The following is an 11,706-nucleotide window of genomic DNA, read 5'->3' as shown; positions in this document are numbered from 1 at the left end:
CAGCGCGACCCGACGCAGAAAAAGGTCGGACGCAATGCTTTTCTATCCGTATTGGTAGCGTTCGCTAACCGAATGGAGCCGACCATCCGCGTCCTCGTCGTGGACGACGACCCCCAGTTGGCGGAGCTGACGGGGCTGTGCCTCGAGCGCCACGGTGACGACGTCGAGGCTGTCGTCGAGACGACGGCCGCCGACGGGTTCGACCGCCTCGACGGCGTGGACTGCGTCGTCAGCGACTACGACATGCCGGAGACGAACGGGCTCGACTTTCTCGCGGCGGTCCGCGAGCGCGACCCCGACCTCCCGTTCGTCCTGTTCACTGCGAAGGGAAGCGAGGAAATCGCGAGTCGCGCCATCAGCGCCGGCGTGACGGACTACCTCCGGAAGGGAAGCGGCGGCGAGCGCTACGAGATGTTGGCGAACCGCGTGCGAAACGCGGTCGAACGCCATCGAGCCGAGACCGAACTCGAACGGACCGAGACACGCTACCGACGGCTCGTCGAACAGGAACTGTTCGGCATCTACATCGTGCAGGACGGCCGCATCGAGTACGCGAACCCGGGACTCGCCGAGATTCTCGGACACGACCAGGAGGCGCTCGTCGGGATGGAGTTCGCCCGCTTCATCGACGACGAAGACCTCTCCCTGGTGCGCGAGCAGGTCCGTCGCCGCGTCGAAGGGGAAGTCGACGACATCCAGTACACCTTCACGATTACGCGTTACGACGGGCGGGAAGTCGACGTGGAAGTCCACGGGGGCGTCGTCGACTACGGGGGCGAGCCGGCGGTGATGGGTGCCCTCGTCGAGGTGAGCGACCGCGAACGACGGAGTCGCGCCATCGGCGCCCTCAACCGCGCGAGTCGCGAACTGATGCGGGCAGGAAGTCGGGAGTCGGTGGCCTCGGTCGCCGTGTCGGCCGTCGAGGACATCCTCCACTTCGAGGCGGCGGGCGTCCACCTCGACCACGGAGCGGGGGCGCTCGCCCCGGTCGCGACGAGCGAGACCGTCTCGGCGGAGTTCGACGGCGACCCGGAGACGTACCGCGAGGACTGCGGGGACCGGCGACACCGACTCGTCTGGAACGTGTTCCGGAGCCAAGAGCGACGAACCGTCGGGGACGACGGGCCGAATGACCGGCGCAGAGGCGGCGTCGTCGCCCCGCTCGGTGACCACGGCGTCCTCCTCGCGTTCGGGGAACGGAGCGCCGAGCCCGACGAAGCGACCGTCGAACTGGTCGACCTGCTGGCGGCGAACGTCGAAGCCGCCCTCGACCGGACGGCACACGAGGAGCGCCTGAACGAGCTCCACGCCGCGACACGACGGCTGATGACCGCACCGACCCGGGAGGACGTCGCGGAGGCCGCCGTCGACACCGCACGCGACGTTCTCGGCTACGAGATGAACGGCGTCCACCTGGTCGACGAGTCGGGGGAACGGCTCCCCCCGGCGGCAGTCAGCGAGCGCTCGATGACACTGCTCGAGTCGGCACCGACGCTCTCGGTCGACGACAGCGTCGCCGGCGAGGCGTTCCGGAGGGGTGAGGTGCGAGCGTACGGGGACGTCCGGGAGGCGTCCCAGGTCGCGAACACGGAGACCGTCATCAGACGGGAGCTCGTCGTCCCCCTCGGCGACCAGGGAGTGTTCATCGCCGGCGGGACCGAGCCCGGGTCGTTCGAGGAGGCGGAGGTGTCGCTGGCGAAGGTGTTCGCCGCCAACGTCGAGGCCGCGCTCACCCGGGCGTCGCGGGAGGCGGCCGTCAGGGAGCGCGAGACCGAGCTCCGCCGACAGAACGAGCGACTGGAGGAGTTCGCGGGCGTCGTCTCCCACGACCTGCGCAACCCCCTGGAAGTCGCCCGCGGCTACACCGAACTCGCCCGCGAGTCGGCGGACACGGAGGAGCTCGCGGCGGTCTCGCGGGCACACGACCGGCTGGCGACCAGGGTCGACGAGCTACTGGCGCTCGCGAGAGAGGGTGCTCCCGTCGAGGCGGTCGAGACGGTCGACGTCGGCGAGGTCAGCCGCGAGGCGTGGCGTCGAATCGGCGACACCGCCGGCCGATGCGGAGAGGGCGACCCGGACGAGCCGACACTCACCGTCGCGGAGGCGACCCCGACGGTGGACGCCGACCCCGAACGCCTCCGACTCCTCCTCGAGAACCTGCTGTCGAACGCCGTGGAGCACGGCGGGGAGTCGGTCGCGGTCCGGGTGGGGCCGCTCGGCGGCGAGAGCCGGGGAGCGGACGAGAGCGGGAGCGCCGAGACCGGGTTCGCCGTCGCCGACGACGGTCCCGGCGTCCCGGCCGAGGAGCGCGAGGCGGTGTTCGACTACGGCCACACCACGACGCAGGAGCGTGGCGGCAACGGGTTCGGGCTGGCGGTCGTCCGGACCGTCGCCGACGCCCACGGCTGGGACGTTCGGCTCGTCGGAAGCGAGTCCGGCGGGGCGCGCTTCGAAGTCGTCGTCTGAGCCCCAGGTGTGGAAAAGAAAGCGAGAACGGGAGGCGAGGGAATCAGGCCGCGTCGGTGTCGAAGTCGTCGTCGGCCACGTCGATGTCGACCTCGTCGCTCTCGTCGAACGCGAGGTCGTCCGGGTCGAGGTCGGCGCCGGGCAGTCGGCTCCGGACGGCGTCGACGCCGAGGTAGGGGAGGACGGCCGGCAGCCCGAGAACGAGCGTGCCGAGAGCCCAGCGCTTGTCCCGGCCGGTACGGACGGCGTCGACCAGGACGAAGACGGCCATGCAGGCGTGAAGCAGTACCGTCAATTGTGCGAACTGTTTGAGGACGCGTCGTTGCATGGGCGGGGGGACGTGCCGGGGGGTGATAGAAGTAGGCGGTTCGAGAACGCCGGCGATTCGGTGCGCGGCGCCGGCTCCCGGCGGTCACGGCTCGAACGACTCGTCACGGTCGGTCACAACGAATAAGGCCGGGCCATCGGTATGCAGTCTATGTCGCTTACTTCGGGAGCGATTCCGGTGCTCGTAGCCGTTGCGCTCCCGTTTCTCGCGGCGGCGCTGGTCCCCCTCCTCTGGCGCGTCCTGGGCGAACGGACCGGGTACGCCGGCGCCGGGGTCGCCCTCGTCTCCTTCTCCCTGCTCGCGGGCGAACTCGGCCGGGAGGGGACCGTCGCCGTCCCCTGGATTCCGTCACTCGACGTCGCGCTTCGGTTTCACGTCGACGGCTGGGGGCTCCTCTTCGCCCTCCTGGCGAGCGGAATCGGCGTTCTCGTCTTTCTGTACTCGGCGACGTACATGCACGGCGAACGGGGCCTCCGACGGTACTACGGGTCGCTGCTGGCGTTCATGGGGGCGATACTCGGTGTCGCGCTCGCGGCCGACCTCGTCGCGCTGTTTCTCTTCTGGGAGCTGACGAGCGTCGCCTCCTTCCTCCTCATCGGCCACCACGACGGCGACGCGGAGTCGCGGTACGCCGCCCGGATGGCGATGGTCGTCACCGTGGTCGGCGGGCTGTTCCTGCTCGTCGGATTTCTCCTCCTGGTGGTCGCGTCCGGCCGGGCGTTCGGGACCGAGACGTTCGACCTGACCGCGATGCTCGCGAACGCCGACGCCATGCGCGCGGCGCTGCGCGAGACGGGGCTGTTCCTCCCGGCGCTCGCCTTCGTCGCCGTCGGCGCCGCCTCGAAGTCCGCCCAGGTGCCGCTTCACTTCTGGCTGCCGAACGCCATGGCGGCGCCGACGCCCGTCTCCGCGTTTCTCCACTCCGCGACGATGGTGAAGGTGGGCGTCTACCTGCTCGGCCGGCTCCGGCCGCTGTTTCTCGGCGTCGAGTGGACGCTCCTGCTCGTCACGCTCGGGCTGGCGACGATGGTCGTCGGGGCCGTCCTCGCGGTGGCCTCGACCGACATCAAGGAGCTGTTGGCGTACTCGACGGCGAGTCACCTCGGACTGATGGTCGCCGGGTTCGGCTTCGCGTCGGCCGCCGGCGCCGAGACGGGCGCCTTCCACCTGTTCAACCACGCCCTGTTCAAGGCGGCGCTGTTTCTCGTCGCCGGCATCGTCGCCCACGAGGCGGGGACGCGCCGGCTCGACGAACTCGGCGGACTCCGTCGGGACCTGCCCTTCACCGCGGTCGTCGCCGGCGTCGCCGCCCTGTCGATGGCCGGCGTCCCGCCGTTCAACGGGTTCTACTCGAAGGAGTACCTGTTCAAGGCCGCCTACGAGGCCGCCAGCGCCGCGGGCGGGCTCTGGTGGCTCTACCCGACGGCCGCCGTGGTCGCGAGTATCTTCACCGTCCTCTACTCCGCGCGCTTTCTCGCGCTGTTCTTCGGCGACCGCCCGGAGGCACTCGGCGAGGTCCACCGACCGCCCGCGACGATGCTCGCTCCCCCGGCGCTGCTGGCGGCCGTCGCCTTCGTCGTCGGCCTCGCCCCCGGCCTCGCCGTCGACGTCGCCGTCGGGGCGGCCATCGACGCGACGGCGGTCGGCGCCCCCGAGTTCGACCCGCATCTCCCGACCGAACTCTCGCCGCCCGTGGCGATGAGCGTCGTCTCGCTCGGCGTCGGCGCCTCCACGTATCCCGTGTACGGGCGCGTCCACCGCGCGATTCGGCGGGCGCGGGCGTCGGCCCCGGCCCTCCGGCCGAACTGGTGGTACGACCGGACGCTCGGCGGAATCGACCGCGTCGGCGCCGAACTCCTCCCCCGAATCCAGACCGGGCTCCTCCGGACGTACGCCGCGTGGGCGCTCGGCGCCGCCGCCGCGCTCGTCGTCGCCGGGTACGTCGCCGCGGGCGTCGCCCTCCCGACCGAGGTGGGGGTGGACGCGCCGCCGGCGACGCTCGTCGTCCTCGCGGTCGCACTCGTCGGCGCCGTCGCCATGACCCGGGCGCCCTCGCACGTCGTCGGCGTCCTCGCCCTGTCGTTGCTGGGGTTCATGGTGGCCGTGTTCTACACGCTCGCGAGCGCCCCCGACCTCGCGCTCACGCAGCTGGTCGTCGAGACCCTGTCGCTGCTCGTCTTTCTGCTCGTCCTGGAGAAGCTCCCGGAGTACTACGGCGAACTCGACCGACGGCTCGCCCTGCGCGACGCCGTCCTCTCGCTCGGGGTCGGCGCCGCCGTGTTCCTCACCGTCCTCGTCTCGACGCGGGGGCCGGACGGCGAGACGGCGCTGGCGCGCTACTTCGTCGAGAAGGCCGTCCCGGAGGGCGGCGGCACCAACGTGGTGAACGTCATCCTCGTCGACTTTCGGGCGTTCGACACGCTGGGGGAGGTCGCGGTCATCGTGATGGCCGCCCTCTCCGTGTTGACCCTGCTGACCATGCGTCGCCGGGGGGAGTCGCCGTGACGACGGTCATCATGCGGACGACCGCGCGGACGGTCGTCACGCTCATCCTCCTCGTCGCGGCCTCGCTGTTCCTCCAGGGCCACAAACAGCCCGGCGGCGGGTTCATCGGCGGCGTGCTCGCGACTACGGCGTTCGCGCTCGTCTACGTGGCCTACGACCTCTACTTCCTCGAGGAGCGCGTGCTGGGGCGCGAACTGGCCTCCCGGGACAGCGCCTTCGGCGACCGGACGGTCGGCGCGTACCTCCGGCTGTTCACGGTCGGCATCGCGCTCGCGGCGGTCGCGGGGCTGGCCCCGCTCGCCTTCGGCCTGCCGTACCTCTCACAGACGTACGTCATCCTGGAGGGGCTGCCCGTCTACCACGAACTCGAGGTGGCGAGCGCGCTCGCGTTCGACCTGGGCGTCTTCTGTGTCGTCGTCGGGGCCATCCTCACCGTCCTCTCGGTGGTGGGGGCCGAATGAGAGCGACCGGCATCCGCACCCGAGCGGGATTGGCGACGGAGGGAGCGACCCGGCCGTCCGCATCGGCCCGGCGCAGCGAACGGAGGGTGGGCGCGTGACCGCGTTCGGCCTCGCGGCGGTCGTCGGCGGCATGTTCGCGGTCGGCACCTTCCTGCTCCTGCGCCGCGACCTCGTGCGGGTCGTCTGGGGCGTGACGGTCCTCAGCCAGGCGGCGAACGTGTACCTGCTGACGATGGGGGGTATCGTCCTCGGTATGGGTGAGACGGTCCCCGTGCTCGCCCACCACGGCGGGGAGCCGCCGCAGACGGCGGACCCGGTGGTGCAGGCGCTCGTGCTGACCGCCATCGTCATCAGCTTCGGGATGACGGCGTTCGCGCTCGTGTTGAGCCTGCGGGTGTACGAGGAGAACGGGAGCCTCGACCTCTCGAAACTGGAGGGGGACGCGTGAGCACGTTCGTCGTCGCCCCGATACTGACGGCGCTGTTCACCGCGGTGACCGCGCTGCTGCTCCACAGGCGCACCCGCCTCCAGACGGCGGCGAGCCTCGCGGGGACGGTCGCGTACGCCGCCGCGGTGGGGGTGCTCGCGTGGCGCGTCGCCCTCGCACCCGACCCGGTCGGCGCGACGACCTACCAGGTCGGCGGCTGGCCGGCGCCGTTCGGCATCACGCTCGTCGCCGACGCGCTGGCGGCGTTCATGCTCGTGATGGTCGCGACCGTCGGGGTCGCCTCGCTCGTCTTCTCCACCCGGTACGTCGAGGCCCCCGAGGAGAAGCGCTTCTACCACCCGCTGTTTCACTTCCTCCTGGTCGGCGTCAGCGGGGCGTTCCTCACGGGCGACGTGTTCAACCTCTTCGTCTGGTTCGAGGTGATGCTGATGGCGAGTTACGTGTTCGTCGTCTTCTACGGCGGCCCCCAGCACACCCGGGCGGCGCTCCGGTACGTCGCGCTCAACCTCGTCGGGAGCGCGCTGATGCTGCTCGCCGTCGGGGGGCTGTACGCCACGACCGGGACGCTCAACATGGCGGATATGTCGCGTCGCCTCGCGGAGCCGGCGGCGTACGGCATCTCGGTCGAGCCGGTCGTCGGGCTGTCGGCGCTGCTGCTCTCCGTGTTCGCGCTGAAGGCCGGGCTGGTCCCGTTCCAGTTCTGGGTCCCCTCCGCGTACCGGGCGGCGCCGCTCCCGGTGACCGCGATGCTCGCGGGCGCGACGAAGAAGGTCGGCATCTACGCCCTCGTCCGGCTCTACTTCACGGTGTTCGCCGCGGCGGAGCTCCCCGTCTCGCTCCCGCTCCCGGGGGTCGACGGCGGGTCGCCGCTTGCGTTCTTCGCCCCCGCGCTGTTCCTGATGGCGGTCGCCAGCGTCGTCGTCGGCGGGTTCGGTGCCGTCGACGCCGACAGCTTCGAGGGAGTGCTCGCCTACTCGAGCATCGGCCAGATCGGTTTTATCGCCATTCCCGTCGCCATCGGGGCGGCGGCGTCCTCGCCCGCGCTGCGTCGGCTGGGCGTCCTCGCCGGGCTGGTGTACGCGCTCAACCACGCGCTGGCGAAGGGGACGCTGTTTCTCACCGCGGCGGCGACCCGCAGCGCCGTCGGCACCAGCCGCCTCGAGGACCTCGGAGGGCTCGCCTCCCGGTCGCCGCTGCTGGGGAGCGTCTTCCTCGTCGGCGCGCTGGCGCTGGTCGGCATCCCGCCGCTGTCGGGATTCTTCGGGAAGTTCCTCGCCTTCGACGTGGCCGTCAGGGCGGAAGCCGCCGTCGCCGTCGCGGTGCTGCTGCTCGGGACGGGGCTCACCATCGCCTACACGACCCGGGCGTGGAACCGCGCGTTCTGGGGCCAGCAGTCCGCGGCCGTCGGCGCCGCGGACGTCGACCCGGTGCAGGCGGCGGTGCTGGTCGGACTCGCGCTGACCATCGTCGCCGTCGGCGTCGGCTTCGACCCCGTCTACGAGTTCGCCGAGGCGGCGGCGCGGGCCGCGACGGACCGCGGGGCCTACGTCGACGCCGTCGACCCGGCGGACGTGGAGACGGGAGGTGAGTCGGCGTGAAGGTCCGAACGTGGCCGGTCGTCGGCGTCGCGCTGGCGGTCGTCTGGCTGTTCGTCCGCGGGGTCGACCCGACCGCCACCAGGGTCGTCGAGGAGTTCCTCATCGGCCTCGCCGTTGGGCTCCCGCTCGCGTTCGCGTTCCGGCGACTCGCCGCCGACCGGGTCGATATCGGGCGCGCCGCCCGCGCGGTGCCGGACGTGCTCAGGTATCTCGCCGTGTTCAGCCGCGAGGTGGTCGTCGCCAACGTCGACGTCGCCTACCGCGCCGTGGCCCCCGGCCCGCCCATCGAACCGGAGGTCATCCTCATCCCGCTGCGCGTGCAGACGCCCCTCGGCATCACGACCATCGCGAACAGCATCACCATCACGCCGGGGACTATCACCCTGGACCACGACGAGGACGTCAACGCCATCTACGTCCACCTGATAGACGGTCGCGACCCGGCGGACGTCGTCGAGCCCATCCGCACCTGGGAGGACTACGCCCTCCGGATATTCGACGAGGAGCACGACCCGGCGGACCCGGCGGGCGAGTTCGTCGTCAGCGGAGGTGAGCGCCGTGACTGAGGCCGACCCCGCCTACCTGACGGTGGCAGTCCGTGCGGCCATCCTGCTCGTCGCGGGGCTCTGCGTGCTCTGTGCGTATCGCGTGGTTCGTGGCCCGACGGTGCCCGACCGCGTGGTCGGCCTCGACGCCGTCGCGACGAACGTGGTCGCCATCGCGGTGCTGTTCGCGCTCCAGACCGGCCGGGGGCTGTTCGTCACCGGCGCGCTCGTGCTCGCCATCATCGGCTTCATCACCACCGTCGCCGTGGCGAAGTTCGTCACGGAGGGGGACGTCATCGAATGACCGCGGTCGGAGAGCTACGGGCCGTCCTCGTGGTCGCCCTCGTCGCCGTCGGCTGTTTCTTCCTGGTCGTCGGGACGGTCGGCCTACTTCGGTTCCCGAACGTGTACAACCGGATGCACGCGACCAGCAAGCCGACCACGCTGGGCACCGCCGCGGTGTTCTTCGCCGGGTTCGTCTACTTCGGCCCCGGCGGCGCCGGCCTCACGTCGCTGCTGGGCATCGTCTTCCTGTTCCTGACGGTGCCGACCGGCGCGCACATGATAGCTCGGTCCGCCGAGCAGATGGGCGTCCCCTTCCAGGGGAGCGTCACCTGGCCCGCCCTCCCCGGGTCCGACGAGGACGAGAGTCCGGAGGAGAGCGGTCGGACGGACGAAGCGGAGGAAGACGACGGTGGGAGCGAAAGCGGAGGCGGTAGCGGGGACGGAGACGGCAGCGCGGGCGACGGTGGAGACGAAGACGGAAACAGCGGACGCGCCGGCGAGGGGTCCGCCGGAGCGTAAGCGCCGGACGAACGGGGCGTGAAGTCCGGCCCGGTCGTCGACGGCGGCCGGTGGCGAGGGTCAGTCGTCGGCGACCTGCTTGTCGATACCGGCGGCGCGGAGGTCGTCGCCGTCGACCGACGACCGAAGCGAGTCCATCCCGTCGTCGCGGTCGATGCCGAAGTTCGTGCGGTACAGCTCCTCGACGCGCTCGACCTCCTCGTCGCTGAGACGGGGGGTGTCGGGCGCGGCGGCCCACTCGTCGATGTCCTCCTCGGTGCGGAACGTCGGCGTCACGGAGGCGACGGCGTCGTGCGAGAGGAGCCACTGAATCGAGGCCTGGCCCATCGTTCGTGCACCGTCACGTTCGAGGAATCGGAGGGCTTCGACCTTCTCCCAGCCCGTCTCGTACCACGCGTCGGGGCGGAACCCGCGGTGGTCGCCGGCCTCCAGTTCGGTGTCGGGAGTGACCTGCTCGTTCAGCAGGCCCGAGGAGTGGGGGACGCGGGCGACGACGGAGGTGTCCGCGTCCTGCTCGTCGATGTAGTCGAGGACGTGCCGGCCGGGGGTCTGCTCGAAGACGTTGAACACGGTCTGAATCGCGTCGAAGTCGTGGTCGACGGCGGCCTCGTGCTCCGCTATCCAGCCGATGGAGGGGCCCATCGCCCACCCCAGCGCGTCGACGAGCCCCTCCTCGCGCAGGTCGTGGAGGGTGGAAACGAGTTCGGGTGTCACCTCGTCGGCGTTCGCGTTGTGAAGCTGGAGGAGTTCGACGTGGTCGGTGCCGAGTCGCTCCAGGGACCGCTCGACGCAGGTGCGGACCCAGTCGGGGTCCAACCGTTTTGGAAGTTCCCCGTGACCGGCCTGCGGGTGATTGTAGAAGTCGTAGCCGACCTTGGTGGCGAGGGTGACCTCGTCGCGGTGTTCGGCGAGCGCGCGACCCAGAAGCTCCTCGCTGTTTCCGTGGCCGTACACGTCGCCGGTGTCGAAGAAGGTGATTCCCCGGTCGAGGGCGTGCTGGACCATGTTCACGGCCTGCTCCTCGGTACGGTCGCCCCACCAGTCGGTGCCGACGACCCACGCGCCGAAGCCCACTTCCGAGACCTCCACGCCGGAGTCGCCGAGCGTCCGGTACTGCATGGACGAGGCTATGGAAGGGGCGCACTTAGCGGGTGCGGTTCGTCGGCCGACGGCGCGACGTCTCGCGTCGCCGCCCCGTGACCCCCGCTCGCGGTGGCGTCGGTGACGCGACTGACACTTTGCCGGCTCCCGCCCGATTATGACAGGTGAGTCCCTAGCACGTTCGATGGCACCCACCCCCAGCAGTAGCCGTCGCACCGTACTGAAGAGCCTCGGCGCGGCCGCCGCGCTCTCCGCCGTCGGCGGGCGCGTCGCGGCCGACGGTCACGACGGGGACGACTCCCCGACGGTCGAGGAGCTGCTCTCGGTCCCCGACGAACTCGTCCCCGAGAACATCGGATTCGACGCCGAAGGGAACCTCTACTTCGGCATCACGGCGGGCCAACTCCGCCGACTCCCCGCCGACCTGACCGACGAGACCGGTCTCACCCTCGACGACGCCGACCTCGTCACCGACGAACTCCCGGGCGCCGCCGGCGTCGAAGTCGGTCCGAACGGCGACGAGGGCGAGGACGGCGGTCCCGTCTACGTCGCCGGGGGGAGCTCCGGTCTCGTCTTCGCGGTCACGCCCGACGGCGACGTGACCGAGTTGGCGCGACTGGTCGAGCAGGGGTCCGGATTCGTCAACGACGTCGTCGTCGACGCCGACCACGACCGCCTGCTCGTCACCGAGTCGTTCGCCGGGACCGTCTACGAGGTGCCGTTGGACGACGGCGACGACGAGGCCGACGGTGACGGCGGCGCGTCCGTCTTCGTCCAGAGCCCGTTGCTCGACACCGCGACGTTCGGCGCGAACGGTCCGGCCATCGGCCCCGGCGGCGACCTGTTCGTCGCCGTCACGCGAGTCGGCGAGCAGGACGCCGGCGGGACCGGGCGCATCGTTCGCGTGCCGGTCTGCCGGAAGGACGGCCACGCCGGCGACCCCTCCGTCTACGTCGAGGACGAGGAACTGTTCGGCGCCGACGGGCTGACCGCCCGCGGCGAGGAGCTCTACGTCGCCGTGAACTCACAGAACAAGGTGACCCGGGTGACGGCGGACCGGGAACTGGAGACGGTCGTCGAGGGTGACCCCCTCGTGTTCCCCTCCGAAGCCGTGTTCGGGACGAAACCCGGCCAGCGCTGTGACCTGTTCGTCTGCAACTTCGCGAACCAGACCCCCGAGGCGGCGGGAATCCTCCGGGTACCCGGCGTCGGGAAGGACGACGACTACGGCGGGGACGAGTCCGAAGCGGGCGGCCCGAGCGGGGGCGGCGACGACAGTGACGACGGAGACGACGGCGCCGACGCATACAGCGACGAGTGACCGGCGGTCGGGAGCTCCGGGACCGTGTCGCCGGCGGGCGCTCGGATTCGGCGAGTCTCTCCGGTAGCGGGCTTCGGTGTCGGGTTCGCACATCCGAATCCATTTGACTGCGCCGCGCAAACGGAGGTG

10 protein-coding genes and 1 pseudogene are annotated in these 11,706 nt (G+C 71.0%); 9 read left to right on the top strand and 2 right to left on the bottom strand.

What is annotated here, in order from left to right; all coding sequences use genetic code 11:
* Positions 1-72: 72 nt before the first annotated feature.
* Positions 73-2,466 (top strand): hybrid sensor histidine kinase/response regulator, encoded by a 2,394-nt coding sequence (locus N5095_RS05260; RefSeq protein ID WP_267621686.1) that lies wholly within the window; start codon positions 73-75, stop codon positions 2,464-2,466.
* A 43-nt stretch (positions 2,467-2,509) separates the two neighbouring features.
* On the opposite strand, the gene N5095_RS05255 is transcribed toward N5095_RS05260, so the two are convergent.
* Positions 2,510-2,794, bottom strand: coding sequence for a hypothetical protein (locus N5095_RS05255; RefSeq protein WP_267621685.1), 285 nt, complete (start codon positions 2,792-2,794; stop codon positions 2,510-2,512).
* Between the two features lie 150 nt (positions 2,795-2,944).
* Here N5095_RS05255 and mbhE point away from each other — a divergent pair, with 150 nt between their 5' ends.
* The 7 genes and pseudogenes from mbhE to mnhG all read left to right on the top strand — a co-directional run.
* Positions 2,945-5,299 carry a hydrogen gas-evolving membrane-bound hydrogenase subunit E gene (gene mbhE, locus N5095_RS05250; protein WP_267621684.1) on the top strand — a complete coding sequence of 785 codons (2,355 nt, stop codon included), beginning with the start codon at positions 2,945-2,947 and terminating at the stop codon, positions 5,297-5,299.
* Positions 5,296-5,760, top strand: a complete 465-nt coding sequence (locus tag N5095_RS05245; RefSeq protein ID WP_267621683.1) for an MnhB domain-containing protein — start codon at positions 5,296-5,298, stop codon at positions 5,758-5,760. Before mbhE ends, N5095_RS05245 begins: the two co-directional genes overlap by 4 nt.
* Positions 5,761-5,854: 94 nt before the next feature.
* Positions 5,855-6,208 carry a sodium:proton antiporter gene (locus N5095_RS05240; RefSeq protein ID WP_267621682.1) on the top strand — a complete coding sequence of 118 codons (354 nt, stop codon included), beginning with the start codon at positions 5,855-5,857 and terminating at the stop codon, positions 6,206-6,208.
* On the top strand, positions 6,205-7,806 hold the full coding sequence (locus N5095_RS05235) for a complex I subunit 5 family protein (RefSeq protein WP_267621681.1): 1,602 nt from the start codon (positions 6,205-6,207) through the stop codon (positions 7,804-7,806). The genes N5095_RS05240 and N5095_RS05235 overlap by 4 nt, the downstream gene beginning before the upstream one ends.
* Positions 7,803-8,372, top strand: coding sequence for a Na+/H+ antiporter subunit E (locus tag N5095_RS05230; protein ID WP_267621680.1), 570 nt, complete (start codon positions 7,803-7,805; stop codon positions 8,370-8,372). Before N5095_RS05235 ends, N5095_RS05230 begins: the two co-directional genes overlap by 4 nt.
* A complete protein-coding gene (locus N5095_RS05225; RefSeq protein ID WP_267621679.1) occupies positions 8,365-8,655 on the top strand; it encodes a monovalent cation/H+ antiporter complex subunit F in 291 nt (96 codons plus the stop codon). The genes N5095_RS05230 and N5095_RS05225 overlap by 8 nt, the downstream gene beginning before the upstream one ends.
* A pseudogene (gene mnhG, locus N5095_RS05220) lies at positions 8,652-9,044 on the top strand (monovalent cation/H(+) antiporter subunit G); the annotation flags it as partial. The gene N5095_RS05225 and the pseudogene mnhG, both read left to right, overlap by 4 nt.
* 171 nt (positions 9,045-9,215) lie before the next feature.
* Here mnhG and N5095_RS05215 read toward each other — a convergent pair.
* A complete protein-coding gene (locus N5095_RS05215) occupies positions 9,216-10,274 on the bottom strand; it encodes an aldo/keto reductase (RefSeq protein ID WP_267621678.1) in 1,059 nt (352 codons plus the stop codon).
* A 166-nt stretch (positions 10,275-10,440) separates the two neighbouring features.
* Here N5095_RS05215 and N5095_RS05210 point away from each other — a divergent pair, with 166 nt between their 5' ends.
* Positions 10,441-11,577 carry an SMP-30/gluconolactonase/LRE family protein gene (locus tag N5095_RS05210; RefSeq protein WP_267621677.1) on the top strand — a complete coding sequence of 379 codons (1,137 nt, stop codon included), beginning with the start codon at positions 10,441-10,443 and terminating at the stop codon, positions 11,575-11,577.
* Positions 11,578-11,706: the final 129 nt, after the last annotated feature.

The sequence above is a fragment of the Halobium salinum genome, assembly GCF_026586625.1.
Lineage (GTDB): Archaea > Halobacteriota > Halobacteria > Halobacteriales > Haloferacaceae > Halobium > Halobium salinum.
The sequence above is the reverse complement of the archived record's forward strand: the minus strand, read 5'-3'. Positions and strand labels throughout refer to the sequence as shown.

Bases quoted from the DNA above. Each gene is read 5' to 3' on its own strand.
- N5095_RS05255 (WP_267621685.1), bottom strand. From the start codon at position 2,794: ATGCAACGACGCGTCCTCAAACAGTTCGCACAATTGACGGTACTGCTT.
- mbhE (WP_267621684.1), top strand. From the start codon at position 2,945: ATGTCGCTTACTTCGGGAGCGATTCCGGTGCTCGTAGCCGTTGCGCTC.
- N5095_RS05260 (WP_267621686.1), top strand. From the start codon at position 73: ATGGAGCCGACCATCCGCGTCCTCGTCGTGGACGACGACCCCCAGTTG.
- N5095_RS05210 (WP_267621677.1), top strand. From the start codon at position 10,441: ATGGCACCCACCCCCAGCAGTAGCCGTCGCACCGTACTGAAGAGCCTC.
- N5095_RS05215 (WP_267621678.1), bottom strand. From the start codon at position 10,274: ATGCAGTACCGGACGCTCGGCGACTCCGGCGTGGAGGTCTCGGAAGTG.